This window comes from Streptomyces sp. CB02058 (assembly GCF_001905505.1).
Lineage (GTDB): Bacteria > Actinomycetota > Actinomycetes > Streptomycetales > Streptomycetaceae > Streptomyces.
Genome location: NZ_LIPG01000003.1, coordinates 163069 through 180440, shown reverse-complemented (window position 1 = coordinate 180440; position 17372 = coordinate 163069). Strand labels below are relative to the sequence as shown.

The window sequence follows — 17372 nt, the reverse complement described above, 5'->3', positions numbered from 1 at the left end:
GCGCCGGCCCCGTCCCACGGCACCCGCACGAGCCGCACGCCCCGCATGTCCAGCACCCTTGGCCACACCCGCACGAGCCGCACGCCGCACCGTTTCAGCACCCGCGCACGCCGCACTTCCGCACGAGCCGCACCACCGCCCCGCCGGTCCGGTCCGGCATGCCTTCAGCCGGTCCGGCACGGCCCCTGGGCTCCACCCGCCGCCCGCCGCACCGAAGGACGATCCGTTGCGACTGCCCTCCCTTCCCCGCGCGTTCCACAGATCGACATCCCGCCACGCCCCGCCGGGCACCACCGCCCGCTCCCGCCTGGGAGTCACCCTCGCCGGCGTGGCCGCGCTGCTCGCCGCCGGACTCATGCCGCTGGCCGCAACCCCGGCCCAGGCGGCCCCGGCGTTCGCCTACGGCGAGGCCCTGCAGAAGTCGCTCTTCTTCTACGAGGCCCAGCGCTCGGGCAAGCTGCCCGGGGACAACCGTGTCTCCTGGCGCGGCGACTCCGGCATGGACGACGGCAAGGACGTCGGGCTCGATCTGACCGGCGGCTGGTACGACGCCGGCGACCACGTGAAGTTCGGCCTGCCGATGGCCTACAGCGCCACGGTGCTGGCCTGGGGCGGTATCGAGCAGAAGGACGCCTACGCAGCGTCCGGACAGCTGGCCCGCCTGAAGGACAACCTGCGCTTCGTCAACGACTACTTCGTCAAGGCACACCCCTCCGCCAACGTGCTCTACGGGCAGGTCGGCAACGGCGGCGACGACCACAAGTGGTGGGGCCCCGCCGAGGTGATGTCCATGGCCCGGCCCGCGTACAAGATCGACGCCTCCTGCCCCGGCACCGACCTGGCCGGGCAGACGGCCGCCGCGATGGCGTCCTCCTCGATGCTGTTCACCGACGACGATCCGGCGTACGCGGCGAAGCTCCTCACCCATGCGAAGCAGCTCTACTCGTTCGCCGACACCTACCGCGGCAAGTACAGCGACTGCATCACCGACGCGAAGTCGTACTACAACTCCTGGAGCGGCTACCAGGACGAGCTGGTGTGGGGCGCGATCTGGCTCCACAAGGCCACCGGTGACGCCTCCTACCTGGCCAAGGCCGAGTCGTACTACGACGGCCTGTCGACGGAGCCGCAGACCTCCACCCGCTCCTACCGGTGGACGCTCTCCTGGGACGACACCTCGTACGGCTCGTACGTGCTGCTCGCCAAGCTCACCGGGAAGCAGCGGTACATCGACGACTCCAACCGCTGGCTGGACTGGTGGACGACCGGGGTGAACGGCGCCAAGGTGGCGTACTCCCCCGGCGGGCAGGCCGTGCTGGACTCCTGGGGCTCGCTGCGTTACGCGGCGAACACCGCCTTCGCCGCGCTCTCCTACAGCGACTGGCTCACCGGTGACGCGACCCGCAAGGCCCGCTACCACGACTTCGCGGTACGCCAGATCGACTACGCCCTCGGGGACAACCCGCGCAAGGCCAGCTATGTCGTCGGCTTCGGCGCCACCCCGCCCACCAAGCCGCACCACCGGACCGCGCACGGGTCCTGGACCGACCAGATGACCAACCCGGTCGAGACCCGTCACGTCCTGTACGGCGCGCTCGTCGGCGGACCTGGCGCGGCGGACGACTCCTACACCGACGACCGGCAGAACTACACCAACAACGAGGTCGCCACCGACTACAACGCCGCCTTCACCGGTGCCCTCGCCAGGCTGTACGCCGAGTACGGCGGCGCCCCGCTCGCCTCGTTCCCGAAGGCCGAGACACAGGACGGTCCCGAGGTGCTGGCCCAGGCGTCGGTGAACGCGTCCGGGGCGAACTTCACCGAGATCAAGGCGTACCTGATCAACAAGTCGGCCTGGCCGGCCCGGCCGCTGAAGAACGCCTCGCTGCGCTACTACTTCACCCTGGAGCCCGGGGTCTCGCCGGCGGGCATCACGGTGACCACCAACTACAACCAGTGCGGCACGGCCTCCGGCGCCAAGCAGTACGAGGGGGACGTCTACTACGTGAGCGTGGACTGCTCGAACACGGTGATCGCCCCGGCCGGGCAGTCGGCCTACCGCAAGGAGGTCCAGTTCCGGATCGCCTCCCCGGGCGCCTGGGACCCGACGAACGACTGGTCGTACGCGGGCCTGCCGACGACACCGGGCTCCACCCCCGTGGACGCTCCGCGACTGGTGCTGCTGGACGGAACGTCACAGCAGTGGGGTGAGCTGCCCGACGGCGAACCCGGTGAGTCCCCCTCCCCGACCCCGACCCCGACTCCCACGCCCACTCCCACGCCGACCCCCACTCCGACGCCTACGCCGACCGAGACTCCGTCCGCCGGTGCCGCCTGCTCGGTGACGTACAAGGTCGGCTCGTCGTGGGGCAGCGGGTTCACCGCCGACGTGACCGTCAAGAACACCGGCAGCACACCCGTGGACGGCTGGCGACTCACCTGGACCTTCAGCGGTTCCGAGAAGGTGGCCAGTGCCTGGAACGCCACCGCCACCCAGTCCGGAGCTGTCGTGACCGCCACCGACGCCGGTCACAACGGGAAGGTTCCGCCCGGCGGTTCGGCCTCGTTCGGCTTCCAGGGATCGGGGACACCCGGTTCCGCGCCCACCGGGTTCACCCTGAACGGCGTCAGCTGCTCCTGACGGCCAGAACCGTGCGGGGCGGAGGCCGACTCAACGGCCTCCGCCCCGCACGTTCGCGGTCTCAGGGCATGCGGTGCACCGAGACCGCGTAGTCCCCGCCCGAGAAGGGGCTCCGCTCCCAGGTCGCGTAGCGTGCCTCCGGGAGCAGTCCGGCCGCCCGGCAGTGCGCGTCGTAGGCGTCGAGGGTGTAGCCACGGTCCAGCGAGAACCCGGCGACGAGGTGTCCGCCGGGGCGCACGTGGCGCGCCACGCCGGCCACCAGTTCCGCTTCCGTACCGGGCGGGGTGAACAAGGGCACGTTTCCGGCCATCACCACCACGTCGAAGGTCTCCCCCAGATCCAGCCGCACGAGATCGCACCGGTGCCACGGGATCTCCGGGGCGAGACGCCGGGCGACGGCCAGCATCGACTCGTCGACGTCCACCCCGGTCACGGCGAGTCCGTGCCGGGCCAGCTCGACGGCCACCCGCCCGGTGCCGCATCCCGCGTCGAGGACCGTCGCGGGTCCCAGGGAGCGCACGAGATCCGCTTCCCCGTGCACGTCCCCTCCCTCGCCCTCGATCCGGTCGAACCGCTGCTGGTACTCCTCACCGTTCCACTTCATGGGGCCACGGTGCCACAGCCGGCGGCCGGGTCACCCGGGCGGCCCGGCGGACCGGTGGCGGAGCAGGCCGGAGGCCACATGTTCCACTTTCACCCGCGCACATCGCACAGAATCACCTGCACACGGCGCAGGCGGCTGAAGCGGAGAAGGACGATGGCCAACTCACCCTCCGGGGAGACCCTCACCGAGCGGATCGTGCGCGTCCTGGAGACGTTCGACACGGACCGTACGGTGCAGACGGCATCGGAGATCGGGCGGCGCGCACGGCTCCCCTCGTCCACCGCCCACCGGATGGTGGCCGAGCTCGTGGAGTGCGGGCTGCTGGAGCGCGACGAGGACCAACGGGTGCGTCTGGGCATGCGGCTGTGGGAACTGGCCCTGCGCGGCTCACGCGCGCTCCGGCTGCGGCAGGCGGCTCTGCCCTTCATGGAGCGCGTCCAGGCCCGCATCCGGGAGCACACCCAGCTCGCCGTGGTGGAGAACGGCGAGACGCTCTTCGTGGAGCGCCTGTCGCACCCGAAGGCCGGCGCGAACATCACCCGGGTCGCCGGCCGCCTGCCGCTGCACGCCTCGTCGTCGGGGCTCGTACTGCTCGCGTACGGCCCCGAGGAGCTCAGGGAACGCGTACTCGCCGGACCGCTCGAAGCCGTGTCGCCCGAGACGGTGACCGACCCCGCGCGGCTGCGCCGCGATCTGGCCCGCATCCGCCGCGAAGGGGTCGTCGTGGCCCCGGGCTCGGTCGAGGGCGTGTCGACGGGGGTCGCCGTGCCCGTACGGGAGCGGCCCGACCACGTGATGGCCGCGCTCTCGGTCGTACTGCCCCGCGACGCGCCGGTCGGCACCGCGATCGAGGAGCTCCGCGCCGCCGCTGCGGGCATCACCGCGGCGTACGGCGCGCAGCGCCCGTAGGAGGGCGCCGGAGGCGCGGCACGCCTCCGGCGCGCGCCTCCTCGAAAGTCGCTTCCCGTTCAATGGCAATCGACGTCGCCAGCGGAGGTTTCCGGCACCAAACTCCCTGTACTCCGCGCTTGTTGCGTCCCACCCCGCGTCAAAGGAGACGTCATGCCCGAACGCACCCGCGTCGCCATCATCGGCGCAGGCCCCGCCGGCCTGCTGCTGTCCCACCTGCTCGACCGGCACGGCATCGAGTCGGTCGTCGTCGACTCCCGCACCCGGGAGCAGATCGAGACCACCATCCGGGCCGGCATCCTCGAACAGGGCACCGTGGAGATCCTCACCGAAACGGGCGCGTCGCAGCGCGTCCTCACGGTCGGGCAGAAGCACGAGGGCATCGAGCTGCGCTTCGCGGGCGAGGGCCACCGGATCGACTTCGCCGACACGGTCGGCCGGGCCGTGTGGCTGTACCCGCAGCACGAGGTGCTGAAGGACCTCGTGGCCGCGCGTCTGGCCGCCGGGCAGGACCTCCGCTTCGGTGTGACCGCCACGCGCGTGAAGGACGCGGAGACGCCCCGGCCGCGCATCGTCGGAAAGGACGCCGAGGGCAACACGGTCGAGATCGAGGCCGATGTCGTGGTCGGCGCGGACGGCTCGCGCAGCGTCGCGCGCGAGGCCGTGACGGGCGCGTACGGAGGCTACTTCCGGGAGTACCCGTTCGCCTGGTTCGGCATCCTCTGCGAGGCGCCGCCCAGCTCCGAGGAGCTCATCTACAGCAACTCGCCCGACGGATTCGCCCTGATCAGCCAGCGCAGCCCCGACGTGCAGCGCATGTACTTCCAGTGCGACCCGGACACCGACACCGCGGCGTACACCGAGGAACAGCTGTGGGAGATGCTCCAGGCGCGGGTCCCCGGCACCACACTCCATGAGGGCACCATCTTCCAGCGGGACGTGCTGCGCTTCCGCAGCTTCGTCGCGCACGAGATGCGCCGCGGGCGCGTCGTCCTGGTGGGCGACGCGGCGCACACCGTGCCGCCCACCGGCGCGAAGGGCATGAACCTCGCGGTCGCCGATGTCGCGCTGCTCACCGAGGCACTGCGGGCGCTGCTGGTGGACCACGACGAGACCCTGTTCGACGCCTTCCCCGAGACCGCGCGGAAGCGCATCTGGAAGGCGCAGCACTTCTCCTGGTGGATGACGAGCATGCTGCATCTCCAGCCCGGGGCGAGCGACTTCGACCGTATGCGCCAGCTCGGCGAGCTGCGCTCGGTCGTCGAGTCACGCGCCGGCCGCACCTACCTCGCCGAGGCGTACACCGGCTGGCCGCTCCCGGGGCCCGTGCCGGCCTGACGGGCACCGCGCGGGCGGGCGGGGTCTGTCGGTACTCGCCGCCGCCCGGGGAGCGGGCCCCGGCGGCCGGGCGACGGGGCCGCCGCTCCGGCTCACATGTTGATCATGTGTCCGGCCAGCCCGTGGACGGCTTCCTTGACCGCCTCGCCGAGCGTGGGATGCGCGTGCACGTTGCGGGCCACCTCGTGGACGGTCAGGTCCCACTGCTGGGCCAGGGTCAGTTCGGGGAGGAGCTCGGTGACGTCGGGGCCGATGAGGTGGCCGCCGATGAGCTCGCCGTACTTCGCGTCGCTGATCAGCTTGACGAAGCCGGTGGCGTCGCCCAGTCCGTGCGCCTTGCCGTTCGCGGTGAAGGGGAACTTCACCACCTTCACGTCGTGACCCAGCTCCCGTGCCTGCGCCTCGGTGTAGCCGAAGCTGGCGATCTGGGGCCGGCAGTAGGTGGCGCGCGGGATCATCGCGTAGTCGAGCTCCATCGTCTCCGCGCCCGCGAGGGTCTCGGCGGCGATCACGCCCATCGACTCGGCGGTGTGCGCGAGCATCAGCTTCGCCGTGACGTCGCCGATCGCGAAGATGTGCGGCGAGGAGGTATGGCAGCGGCCGTCCACCTCGATCGCGCCGCGCTCGGTGAGCCGTACGCCCGTGTTCTCCAGACCGTAGCCCGTGATGTTCGGGGCGAAGCCGATGGCCTGCAGCACCTTCTCGGCTTCGAGCACCCGACGCTCGCCGTCCTTGCCGGTCACGGTGACACGCACCTGCGGGCCGGACTCGTCGATCGCCTCGACACGGGTGGAGGTCAGGACGTCGATGCCGAGCTTGCGGTACTGCCTGGCCAGTTCCCTGGAGACCTCCTCGTCCTCCAGCGGCACGATCCTGTCGAGGAATTCGACGATGGTGACCTCGGCGCCGTAGTTGCGGAGTACGTACGCGAACTCGACTCCGATGGCTCCGGCACCCGCGATGACGAGGGAGCGCGGTACGTCCTGGGCGAGGATCTGCTCCTCGTAGGTCACCACGCGCTCGCTCCGTGCCGTGCCGGGCAGCAGCTTCGGGGTGGCTCCGGTGGCGATCACGCAGTGGTCGAAGGTGAGCGTCCGCTCGGTGCCGTCGGTCTGCGCCACCCGCAGCGTGTGCGCGTCGACGAAGGTGCCGCGGCCGTCGATCTCGGTGATCCCGTTCTTCTTCATCAGGTAGTGGACGCCCTTCACCCGTCCGTCCGCGACGGTGCGGCTGCGCCGGAAGGCGGTGCCGTAGTCGAAGGAGACCGTGCCGTCGACCTTGATGCCGAAGGCCTCCGCCTCGTGCTGGAACAGGTGCGCCAACTCGGCGTTGCGCAGCAGCGCCTTGGTGGGGATGCACCCGACGTTGAGGCAGACGCCGCCCCAGTACTTCTCCTCGACGACCGCGACCCGCCGGCCCAGTTGGGCGGCGCGGACCGCGGCGACGTAACCGCCGGGACCGGCGCCGAGGACGACGACGTCGAAGTGCGCGTTGTGCGCGTCCATGGAACGTTCCTCTCTTGTCGTGCCCCCGGCGCCAGGACGCCGACGGCCGGGCCGCCCCTCGGGGCTGAGTCCGAGGTTCGGGGAATCGGAGGGCCCTGTCCATGAACGCGCCGGGGCGGCCCTGGAGAATTCCACGGCGTTCCGCGCCCGGGTGCGGAACGCACCTCGAAGCCGGGGGCGGTCAGTACCGGGGCCGTGCGTCGTGCGGGGGCAGTGGGCGCAGTGCGGGCCAGCGCTCCAGCAGGCGTGAGGCCAGGGCCGAGCAGAGACGGCCGAGCGCGTGCAGACCGTCGTGGTCACGGGTCAGGCCGGCGACCACGCCGAGCCGGTGGACGAGCCGCTCCCGGGCCGAGACGTAGCCCCACTTGAAGTCCTTCACCGGCACCCGTGCGAGGTGGTCGACGGATGCGCGGCGGGCGCGTTCGACGAGTGCGTCGCCACGGATCAGCCAGCCGGCGCAGGCGTCGGCAAGGTCCCCGGGGACGTCGCTGCCGGTGAGACTCCGCCAGGTGGAGCGGTAGACGTCCTCGACCTCCGTCAGAGGAGCGGCCGTCACCGACATCGCGCACCAGCACGTCGGGAACCCGATCCGGAAGTAGGCGAGTTCGACCAGGCCGTTGCCGAGCGACGCCTGCTCGAAGTCGATGAACCGGGCACCGGTGGCCGTGTACAGGTCGTTGCCGGGGCACGGGTCGCCGTGCAGCAGCGCGTGGTGGGGCGTGGGGTCGAGCCGGCCGATCAGGTCCGCGAGTTCATCCGGCACCGTGGGCGGCACGGGGACGCCGAGTGCCTCCGCGAGGGCGAGGAAGGACTCGGCGTCGGCGGCCGTCGGCCCCGGCCAGGCGGGGAGCGTGCCCTTGTCGGCGGGCCCGGTGAGCGCGTGCAGTCGGGCGAGGGATTCGGCGTGGCCCGGCATCCAGTCGCCGGCCGCGCCGAGATCCTCCAGGTGTTCCAGCACCATCACGCGCGACTCGGGGTCCGTGCCGAGCAGCGCGGGCGCGACCACCGGCCGGGTCGCCCGCGCGGCGAGCCGCAGCGCGGCGACCTCCCGCGCATAGCGCTCGTCGCCGTCCGCCCCGGCCCCGCCGCCCTCGGCGATCTGCTTGACGATCACCCGCTCACCGTCGGGCAGATGGACCCTCCACACCCGGGAGCGCGGACTGCTCTCCAGGAGCGTGGCCTTTGTGGGGGAACCCAGCACGGAACGCAGTTCGTCGCTCATCGGCACACGGGTCGGCATGACCGTCAGCCTAGGGCGCTCCCCCTCACGGGGCGGCGATTTCCGGCGGGGCTCCTGGCGGACCGCCCGCCGTGCCCCGGCCGGGACGGGCCGAACGCCCCGCGGGCCCGGTGTGGTTGCCGGAGGACGGCAACCGCCCGGGCCCGTGGACACGCCCTTCCTCCAGCAGGCCGGTCAGGGGGCGGCCTCGCGGAAGAGGGCCAGGAGGGCGTGCGCCTGCGGGGCTTCCGCGTCGAAGAACTGCGTGGCCAGTTCGGGTGGCACGGCGGTCCCCTGCATGCGGACCTCATGGCAGCTGAAGCAGAACGCCGCCTCGAACAGCGCCAGGTCGAGCGTGTCCGCGTACGCCCGGACGCTCCAGCCCGGCGAGAAGCCGCAGCGGTGCTGCTCGCCGGCGTGCAGGCTCCTGATCAGGGCCAGGGCTCCGGCCGCCTCGCTCCCGGTCCAGTGGGCGCCCACCCTGCCGGGATACGGGGCGCCCCGCTCGGTCGGGAGTGCTGAGATCCTCACGACCTCGAGCAACACAGCGGTGGTCAGGGCGTCGGCGGGGAGCTGCATGTGCGCAGTCTGCCCGAGACCGCGAGCCCGGCCCGGCCCGGGTGGCCGGGCCGGGCTCTGGGGTGTTCCGTCCGTCCGGACGAGAGGTGCTAGCTCGGGTCGCGGTTGAAGACCGACTTGGACCAGACGTAGCCGAGCACCGCCAGGGCCACGCACCAGGCCACGGCGAGCCATCCGTTGTGGCCGATCTCGGTGCCGAGGAGCAGGCCGCGGAGGGTCTCGATGGCCGGGGTGAAGGGCTGGTACTCGGCGATCGGCTGGAACCAGCCCGGCATCGCGTCGATCGGGACGAAGGTACTGGAGATGAGCGGCAGGAAGACCAGCGGCAGTGCGTTGTTGCTCGCCGCCTCCGCGTTCGGGCTGACCAGACCCATGCCGACCGCGATCCAGGTGAGCGCCAGGGCGAAGAGGACGAGCAGTCCGAAGGCCGCCAGCCACTCCAGGGCCGAGGCGTCGACGGACCGGAAACCGATGGCCACACCGACCGCACCGACGACGACCACGCTGGCGACTGCCTGGAGGACGCTGCCGACGACATGCCCGACCAGCACGGAGCTGCGATGGATGGCCAGCGTACGGAAGCGGGCGATGATCCCCTCGGACATGTCGTTGGAGACGGAGACCGCCGTGCCGACGACGGTGGAGCCGATGGTCATCAGCATGACGCCGGGGACGAGATAGGCGATGTACTCGGCACGGTCGGCCCCGCCACCGCCGATGCCCGCGCTCATCACGTCGCCGAAGATGTAGACGAAGAGCAGCAGCAGCATCACCGGGGTGAGCAGCAGGTTCAGGGTGAGCGAGGGGTAGCGCCGGGCGTGCAGCAGGTTCCGCCGCAGCATGGTCGACGAGTCGCGCACGGTGAGGGAGAAAGTGCTCATCGGACGGTCTCCTTGGTCTGGGCGGGGACGGCGGTGGTGGTGCTGGTGAGGGCGAAGAAGACGTCGTCGAGGTCGGGGGTGTGCACGGTGAGTTCGTCGGCCTCGATGCCGGCGGCGTCGAGCCGGTCGAGGATGGTGCGCAGCTCGCGCTGGCTGCCGTCGCTGAGGATCTGGAGGGCGAGTGCCTCGTCGTCGCCGGTGGCGTCGGTGAGGGCGCCGGCGGCGGTGCGGTACGCGTCGGGGTCGGTGAAGCGGAGCCGTACGTGTCCGCCGGGGATGAGCCGCTTCAGTTCGTCGGCGCTTCCCTCGGCGGCGATCCTGCCGCCGTTCAACACCGCGATACGGTCGGCGAGTTCGTCGGCCTCCTCCAGGTACTGGGTAGTGAGGAAGACGGTGACGCCGTCGGCGACGAGCTCGCGGATGATGCCCCACATGTTGTGGCGGGCGCGGGGGTCGAGGCCGGTGGTGGGTTCGTCGAGGAAGATGATCCGCGGGCTGCCGACCAGGGTCATGGCGATGTCGAGGCGGCGCTTCATGCCGCCGGAGTAGGTGGACGCGGGCTTCTTCGCGGCGTCCACCAGGTCGAAGCGTTCGAGGAGCTCGGCGGTGACCCGCCGCCCCTCCGCCTTGGAGAGGTGGTGCAGGTCGGCCATGAGGAGCATGTTCTCCTCACCGGTGATCAGGCCGTCCACGGCGGAGAACTGTCCGGTGACCCCGATCGAGGCCCGTACGGCCTGCGGATCGGCGGCGAGATCGTGGCCCGCGACCTGTGCCTGGCCGCCGTCCGAGCCGATGAGCGTGGAGAGGATCTTGACGGCGGTCGTCTTGCCCGCCCCGTTCGGGCCGAGCAGCGCGAACACGGACCCGGCCGGGACGGTCAGATCGATGCCGTCGAGCACGGTCTTGTCGCCGTAGGACTTGCGCAGGCCGATGGCGGAGACGGCCGCCGTCGAAGGGTGACCGGCACCCCGGTTGGACATGGGCATGACAGAAGAAGGCATGACGCCCTCCCGTTCGAGGAAGTGGTGGGCGGAGAAGTGGCCTTGCGTGCCGTGAAGCGTGCGGGTCAGACCCTGGCGCGGCGGATGTCGATGTTGCCGTACTTGGTCCGGGCGCGGACCTCGACGGTGTCCTCCGACTTGTCCGGAGTGTCGGAGGCGCCGAGCGCGTTGCTGACCTGCCCGGAGCCCGAGTTGACGTCGAGCCAGGCGGCCGTGCCCGGGCGGATGCCGATCTCGATGGCACCGTACGAGGTCTCCAACTGGGCCACACCCCGGGCGACTTCGGCCAGACGCAGGGTGCCGTGCGCGGTGGTGGCGACGACCGAGCCCCCGGCCCGCTCGATGCTGATGTCACCGTGGGAGCCGCGCACCCGCAGATCACCGGTCACCTGGCCGACGGTGGTGGAGCCGCTGGAGTTCTTCAGGACGGCCGGGCCGTCGACCGAGCCGACGCGCATACTGCCGGAGCTCGTGGTGACCTCCGCGGACCCCTCGACACGGTCCACGGTGATGCTGCCGTGGGACGCCGTCAGATGCAGGGGCCCGGTCGTCTCGAAGCGCACATCACCCGACGAGGTCTTCACACGGACCTCCCCGAGCCGGCCCTCGCCGTACACCTGGGCCCAGGCGCCGGTCACCTCCACCTGCGAGCCGGTGGGCAGTTCGACGGTCACGTCGACGGTGCCGGTGCGCCCGATGAGATAGCGCTGCTTGGGCGTCCTGATGGTCAGCAGGCCGCTCGCGTACTGCACTTCGGTCTGCTCGGCGGCCCGTACATCGAGGTCCTTCTTCGGGTCGCGGGGTCGCACATCGACGAGCGTGTCGATCCGGTCGGCGGCGCTGAACCTGATGGAACCGGCTTCCACGTGAGCGGTGGCCGAGATCGTTGCGGGGGTGTCGAAAGAAGGCATGGCTGTCCCGTCCTCTTGGGTCTTCGTGGCGTCCCTGCTGGTGGGGCGTGGTGTGGGTGAAGCTGGGCAGAGGCGCGCGGCTAGCGCACCCAGCCCGTGAAGCTCTGTCCGACGGAGCGGGTGGCGCGGGACCCCTCCGCCGGGCGCGACTGGGTACCGCCGTCGACCGCGGCCGACACGGCGCGCACCAGCCACGCGTTGACCGACAGGCCCTCGCGGCTCGCGGCCTCCTCGGCCCGGGCCTTGAGGTGGGCGGGCAGACGCAGATTGACGCGAGCGGTGCCGCCCTCGTCGCCGTCGGCCGGGGCCGGGGCGGCCCTGAGCGGCTCGGCGGGCCCGCTCCTGTCCTCGTGGACCTCGTACGCCTCGCCGCCCGTCGGCCGTGTCACCACGAAGTCGGGGTCGAGTCCGCGCAGCCGTACGTCGACCGAGCCCGGGGCGAGCTCACGGGTGATCTCGTCCATCGCGGCGGAAAGCACGTTGAGCATGGTCAGGCGGGTCGCCGACTCCAGAGGGGCGGTGAGCCGCTCGGCCAGCTCGCGGGCTTCTTCGCCGCCGGCTTCGGCGGCCACCGAGAGTTCGCGGCGGAGGTTGTCGACATACGGCGTGAGGTCCATGACGCCATAGTGGCATCACGATGGCGCCACACGCAAGCCCACCCGGGGGTCACTTACGAAACGACCTCGACCCACCACCCATGACCTGCAGAAACAGGCCGACATCGAGGCGCGGCAGCCCGACACCACCCGCCCCCCTCCCTCGTCCGGCACGCGCGATGGCGCCATGTGACACCACAGGAACGTCACCGACGGGATGGGCCCACGAAACACACAGCAGGCCGCACACCAGGAAATTCTCCCGCACACACACACCCCCCACCAGCGGGTTCACCGCCCCCTCCGACACCACGGCACCTTCGACATCAACGATGACGCCTAATTCACTCCACATGGCGCCATATATGTGCCACCATGGCGCCATCAACGACACGCGGCGCCATCGGGCTCACTCGCAGCCGGGGCATGCGCATCACGGAGCGAGACACCACAGGGGGTCGGATCATGGAGTCGTCACAGAGCCAGGGACAGGCCGCACCCGGAGCCTTCGCCGCCTTCGCCCGCTTCGTGCTCTGCGGCGGCGGGGTGGGAATCGCCTCCAGCTTCGCCGTGGCGGGGCTCGCCGCCTGGCTTCCCTGGATCGTCGCCAACGCGCTGATCACCGCGGGCTCCACCCTGCTCGCCACCGAGCTGCACGCCCGCTTCACCTTCGGCGCGGGAGCCCGCGCGACCTGGCGCCAGCATGTGCAGTCGGCCGGCTCGGCGGCTGCCGCATATGTGGCGACCTGCGCGGCGATGCTCATGCTGCACCAACTGGCGGCGGCGCCGGGCGCGATGCTCGAACAGACCGTGTACCTGTCGGCCTCCGCCCTCGCGGGTGCCGCGCGCTTCGCGGTGCTGCGCCTCGTCGTCTTCGCACGCGACCGCGCGCAGCCTTCGGTGGGCCGACCCGCCGAAGGCCCCCACACACCCGCCCCCACGCCCCCGCCCCACGCCTCGACCCCTGCCGGACCGGCGGCGCTCTGCTACGCGGCTTGACCGTTCGGCGGGGCAGGGAGCCGCAGCCGCCGAGGACAGGCCCCAAGCGCCCACAGGCATGGCGGAGCGCGCTCGACGGACGCAGAGTCCGCGGGACATCACGAGTCCGGCGCCGCTCGAAACGCCATCGTCCGATCCTGCCGCTGCCCCCGGATGAAAGAGATCGCCCCAGCGGCCCGACGGGCTTGCGTTCCGCGTCAGTGGACCGAAGAGGACATGCCTCCACCCGCACGAGTCGCTTCGTGCGGGTGGAGGCATTCCTCGCCGGCTACCGCCCCGGGAACCATCGAGGTGCTGTTCAGCGTCGGCCGGTCCGGTCGGCCGGCTACGGGGCGGCGACTTCCCGGACCAGGCGGGAGGTCCAGTCGCACCAGACCAGGCCGGACAGGAAGGGGCCGCCGGCCTCGTCGACGTTGTCGTCGACGTAGGGGATGTGATCATGCTGCGGTTCGCGTCGCGGATGACGTCCGCCGACGCGCCCGGGTCGCCGGCGCACAGCCACGGCGAGCTCCGGGGAAGCAGCCTCGCCCGGCTCCCCCCGCGTTCGCGGGTGTCCCGAATCGGAGAACCCGGAGCCGGGCACCGCCCAGGAGCGCGCACCGCGTGCGCGGCGCGCACCCCCGCGATCAGACGAGAGCGGCGACCAGGAGGGCGAACGCGGCGACGATGAGGGCGACGCGGACGTAGTGGTAGCGGTCCCAGCGGTTCGACTGCTCCTTCCAGTCGGCGGGCCGGTTCTCAGGCGTCCACGTCTTGCCCTGGTTGTTGATCGGGACGAGCACCAGCAGCGACATGATCACGCTGACCATCAACAACACACCGGCGGTGACGACGAGGCCGGCGCCGCCGTGGTGCCATCCGGCGATGGCCCAGACCACGATGAGAACGAGCGACCCGATGTACCAGAACGGCATCAGGGCGCCGAGCATCCGGCCGCCGTGGGCGCGGCCGAGTTGGCCGCTGTCCTCGGGCAGGGCGTTGAAGATCGGGTTCATGACGAAGGCCACGGAGAACTCCACCCCCACCATCAGGCCGAATACCACCGTGGTGAACACCTCAAGTGCGTCGAGCATGATGACCCCTTCCGGAATCTAGCGTCGCTAGAAGATGAGGCAACGCTAGACCTATCGCCGCTCAGTTGTCTAGCAGTGCTAGAATCGAGCCATGTCGGTACAGGAACGCAAGCAGCGCGAACGGGCGGAACGCGAACGCCTCATCGTGGCGAGGGCCCGTCAACTCGCCGAGGAGCAGGGCTGGGACGCGGTCACCACCCGCCGGCTCGCCGAGTCCATCGAATACAGCCAGCCCGTCCTCTACAGCCACTTCCGCGGCAAGCGCGAGATCATCGGCGCCGTGGCTCTCCAGGGCGCGACCGAACTGGCGGCGGCGGTGAGGGCAGCGGCCTCCGGCACGAGCGGTCCGCGCGAGCGGGTCGCCGCCCTGGCCCGCGCCTACCTGGACTTCGCCGAACGCCATCCGGCGGTCTACGACGCCATCTTCCAGCTCGACGGCGGTCTCGCGTACGCACAGGAGGACACCCCGGAACCGCTCAAGGACGCTTTCGGCGCGCTGCTGGAGTGCCTCGGCGAGGTCGCGGGGGACGGCGTCCACCCGGGGCTCTTCACCGAGACGTTCTGGGCGTCCCTGCACGGGCTGGCGACCCTGACCCGAGCGGGACGGCTGCCCCCGGAGGACACCGGACCGAGGGTGGAGCTGCTGGTGGACCGGCTCACCGTGGTCTGACACACCGTCCGGGCGGCACGCGGCCGTGAGCTTCGGGCCTCGCCGCTCTCAACCTGCGGCGTCGCTCCCGGCTTCGCCCGCCCACACGACCCGGCCGTGGTCCGCCGGGCCCGTCCGGGGACGCACGCCCGCAAGCCGCAGCGCTCTCGTATCGGCCCGGGAGAGACGACTGTTCGCCAGGAACCAGCTCACTCCATCCGGTGCGCGATCTTGACACCACCTCCGACGGGTGGTGGTTTAGACCACTCCACCACCTGAATGGGGTGGTCCACTTCCGTGGAGGTGCAGTGACCCGTATGCCTGAAAGCCATCCGTACTGTCTTCCCCGCGTCCCCCGGCTCCCGCTTCTCGGCGCCGCAGCCCTGTTGGCCCTCGGTACGCTCTCCGCTCCCGCCCAGGCGGCCGGTGGGCCGACAGGCACGGCACCGGCCCCGTCCGGCGCTTCAGCGGCCGCCGCCCTGCCCGTCGTCACCCCCACCCCGCAGCGCATGGAGCCGGCAGGCCGGGACATCCGCGTCCCGGACCGCGTACGGCTCGTCCTCGGTGACGGCATCGACGCCGCGAGCACCGAGGTCATCAAGCGGGCACTGACCTCGGCCGGGGCCCGTCACATCGTCACGACCACGCCCGGGAGAGCCGCCTCCGCGCCGGACTCCCCTGGGGCGGCACTGACCGTCGTAGCGGGTTCGATCAAGGACAGGGCCGTGGCCGGGGCGCTGCGCGCCGCGGGCGGCAGCGTCCCCGGCACCCTGGCCGCGGAGGGCTACTCCCTCGCCTCCCGGGGTGGCACCGTCGTACTCGCGGGCAACGACGGCGACGGCATCTACTACGCCGGCCAGACACTGCGGCAGCTGGTGACGGGGAAGCACACCCTGGCCGCCGTGTCGATCACCGACCACCCGGCGATGCCCCTGCGTGGCAGCATCGAGGGCTTCTACGGCGCACCCTGGTCGCACACCGACCGGCTGGACCAACTCGCCTTCTACGGCGACATCAAGGCCAACACGTACATCTACACGCCGAAGGACGACGCGTATCTGCGGGAGGAGTGGCGCGAGCCCTACCCCGCCGGCAAACTGGCCGATCTCCGGGAACTGATCGAGCAGGCCACCACGCACCACGTCGATTTCACCTACGCCCTCTCCCCCGGCCTGTCCGTCTGTTACAGCGACCCCGGCGACGTGAGCGCGCTGAAGACGAAGCTGGGCACCCTCTACGACCAGGGGGCGCGGAGTTTCTATGTGGCGCTGGACGACATCAGCTACACCAAGTGGAACTGCGCCGCCGACCAGGAGAAGTACGGCGCCCCGGGGCGGGGCAGCGCGGGGCAGGCGCAGGCCGACCTGCTCAACGCCGTACAGCACGACTTCATCGATGCCCACGCGGACGCCGAGCCGCTCCAGTTCGTGCCGACGGAGTACTCCGACACGGCCGACTCCGCCTACAAGTCCGTGCTGCGCGAGCAGCTGGACCCGAAGGTGATCGTGCAGTGGACGGGCACGGACGTCGTTCCCCCCTCGATCAGCATGGAGGACGCCCAGGCTGCCTCCGCGGTGTGGGGACGCAAGGTGTTCCTCTGGGACAACTACCCGGTCAACGACTACGGGCAGACGACGGGCCGCCTGCTGATGGCCCCGTACGACAAGCGGGAAGCCGGGCTGCACAAGGCGCTGAGCGGCATCGTGCTCAACCCGATGAACCAGGCCGCTCCGAGCAAGGTCGCCCTCTTCGGCGGTGCTTCCTTCGCCTGGAACGACGAGGCCTACGACCCCGACCGCACCTGGCGCGCCGCGGCCGGATACCTGGCCGGCGGTGACCCCGCCACCACCCGGGCCCTGCTCGCCTTCTTCGACACCGAACACCTCGCGCCGACGTTCGGCGACACGAACTGGCAACCGCAGGCCCCCGAACTGGGCGCGAGGCTGGCCGACTTCACCGATGAGTGGAAAAGCGGCTCCCCCGCCCGCAGGCAGGCCGCGCTCCGGAAGCTCGGCGCCTACGCCGATGTGCTGGCCGGGGCTCCCGAGCGGATTCGCGCCGGTGTGAAGGACCCGGCCTTCCTGGCGCAGACGAAGCCGTGGCTGGACGCCCTCGATCTGTGGGGCGGCTCGCTGAACGCCACCCTGGCCGGGCTCCGGGACCGGCTGCACGAGGGCGACGGCCAGGCGGACTTCGCCGAGGCGGCCGGCCTGGCGGAGCGGGCAGCCGCGATCACCACCATCCCGGGCACGACCCGGCCGCAGGGAACGATCAAGGTGGCCGACGGGGTCCTGGACACGTTCATCGAGCAGGCACCGACGCTGTGACACCCGCCCCGGGCGCCGAGACCCGGCGCCCGGGGCCGTTCACGCACGCGACCGGGCAGCCCGGCCGGCGTAGCGCCCCTGCCCTGAGCGGCCCCTTCCGCAGGGCCCTTCACCAGAGGCCGGCCACCCCAAGGGTTGGC

Annotated in this window: 16 protein-coding genes; 6 read left to right on the top strand and 10 right to left on the bottom strand. The window is 71.3% G+C overall.

Annotated elements, in window-relative coordinates; all coding sequences use genetic code 11:
- Positions 1–226: 226 nt before the first annotated feature.
- The gene (locus AMK10_RS14510) at positions 227–2641 is read left to right on the top strand and encodes a glycoside hydrolase family 9 protein (RefSeq protein ID WP_241839540.1); all 2415 of its coding nucleotides are present in this window, start codon (positions 227–229) and stop codon (positions 2639–2641) included.
- A 61-nt stretch (positions 2642–2702) separates the two neighbouring features.
- Here the strand turns inward: AMK10_RS14510 and AMK10_RS14505 are convergent, their stop codons facing one another.
- The gene (locus AMK10_RS14505) at positions 2703–3245 is read right to left on the bottom strand and encodes a class I SAM-dependent DNA methyltransferase (RefSeq protein WP_073748195.1); all 543 of its coding nucleotides are present in this window, start codon (positions 3243–3245) and stop codon (positions 2703–2705) included.
- A 153-nt stretch (positions 3246–3398) separates the two neighbouring features.
- Here AMK10_RS14505 and AMK10_RS14500 point away from each other — a divergent pair, with 153 nt between their 5' ends.
- Both AMK10_RS14500 and AMK10_RS14495 read left to right on the top strand, forming a co-directional pair.
- A complete protein-coding gene (locus AMK10_RS14500) occupies positions 3399–4154 on the top strand; it encodes an IclR family transcriptional regulator (protein ID WP_073748194.1) in 756 nt (251 codons plus the stop codon).
- A 153-nt stretch (positions 4155–4307) separates the two neighbouring features.
- Complete coding sequence (locus AMK10_RS14495) at positions 4308–5492, top strand: 4-hydroxybenzoate 3-monooxygenase (protein WP_073748193.1); 1185 nt, start codon at positions 4308–4310, stop codon at positions 5490–5492.
- Positions 5493–5584: 92 nt separating this feature from the next.
- On the opposite strand, the gene lpdA is transcribed toward AMK10_RS14495, so the two are convergent.
- The 7 genes from lpdA to AMK10_RS14460 form a co-directional block, all read right to left on the bottom strand.
- On the bottom strand, positions 5585–6997 hold the full coding sequence (gene lpdA, locus AMK10_RS14490; RefSeq protein ID WP_073748192.1) for a dihydrolipoyl dehydrogenase: 1413 nt from the start codon (positions 6995–6997) through the stop codon (positions 5585–5587).
- A 181-nt stretch (positions 6998–7178) separates the two neighbouring features.
- Positions 7179–8237 (bottom strand): phosphotransferase, encoded by a 1059-nt coding sequence (locus AMK10_RS14485; protein WP_073748191.1) that lies wholly within the window; start codon positions 8235–8237, stop codon positions 7179–7181.
- Positions 8238–8411: 174 nt separating this feature from the next.
- Positions 8412–8795 (bottom strand): hypothetical protein, encoded by a 384-nt coding sequence (locus AMK10_RS14480; RefSeq protein WP_073748190.1) that lies wholly within the window; start codon positions 8793–8795, stop codon positions 8412–8414.
- Positions 8796–8884: 89 nt separating this feature from the next.
- Complete coding sequence (locus AMK10_RS14475; RefSeq protein WP_073748189.1) at positions 8885–9676, bottom strand: ABC transporter permease; 792 nt, start codon at positions 9674–9676, stop codon at positions 8885–8887.
- A complete protein-coding gene (locus AMK10_RS14470; RefSeq protein ID WP_382565358.1) occupies positions 9673–10677 on the bottom strand; it encodes an ATP-binding cassette domain-containing protein in 1005 nt (334 codons plus the stop codon). Before AMK10_RS14470 ends, AMK10_RS14475 begins: the two co-directional genes overlap by 4 nt.
- Positions 10678–10742: 65 nt before the next feature.
- Entirely contained in the window at positions 10743–11588 is an 846-nt protein-coding gene (locus tag AMK10_RS14465; protein WP_073748187.1) for a DUF4097 family beta strand repeat-containing protein, read from the bottom strand.
- 80 nt (positions 11589–11668) lie between these two features.
- Positions 11669–12205, bottom strand: a complete 537-nt coding sequence (locus AMK10_RS14460) for a toxin-antitoxin system HicB family antitoxin (protein ID WP_073748186.1) — start codon at positions 12203–12205, stop codon at positions 11669–11671.
- Positions 12206–12649: 444 nt separating this feature from the next.
- Between AMK10_RS14460 and AMK10_RS14455 the strand changes: the two genes are divergently transcribed.
- A complete protein-coding gene (locus tag AMK10_RS14455) occupies positions 12650–13183 on the top strand; it encodes a hypothetical protein (RefSeq protein ID WP_073748185.1) in 534 nt (177 codons plus the stop codon).
- A gap of 325 nt (positions 13184–13508) precedes the next feature.
- On the opposite strand, the gene AMK10_RS38010 is transcribed toward AMK10_RS14455, so the two are convergent.
- Together AMK10_RS38010 and AMK10_RS14445 are read right to left on the bottom strand one after the other, a co-directional pair.
- Positions 13509–13685: a BP74-related protein gene (locus AMK10_RS38010; RefSeq protein WP_241839539.1), complete on the bottom strand. Its 177-nt coding sequence runs from the start codon at positions 13683–13685 to the stop codon at positions 13509–13511.
- Positions 13686–13809: 124 nt separating this feature from the next.
- Positions 13810–14256 carry a DUF1772 domain-containing protein gene (locus tag AMK10_RS14445; RefSeq protein WP_073748184.1) on the bottom strand — a complete coding sequence of 149 codons (447 nt, stop codon included), beginning with the start codon at positions 14254–14256 and terminating at the stop codon, positions 13810–13812.
- Between the two features lie 91 nt (positions 14257–14347).
- Here AMK10_RS14445 and AMK10_RS14440 point away from each other — a divergent pair, with 91 nt between their 5' ends.
- Both AMK10_RS14440 and AMK10_RS14435 read left to right on the top strand, forming a co-directional pair.
- Positions 14348–14926 carry a TetR/AcrR family transcriptional regulator gene (locus tag AMK10_RS14440; protein ID WP_073748183.1) on the top strand — a complete coding sequence of 193 codons (579 nt, stop codon included), beginning with the start codon at positions 14348–14350 and terminating at the stop codon, positions 14924–14926.
- 296 nt (positions 14927–15222) lie between these two features.
- Positions 15223–17232 (top strand): beta-N-acetylhexosaminidase family protein, encoded by a 2010-nt coding sequence (locus tag AMK10_RS14435; RefSeq protein ID WP_241839538.1) that lies wholly within the window; start codon positions 15223–15225, stop codon positions 17230–17232.
- Positions 17233–17372 lie beyond the last annotated feature (140 nt).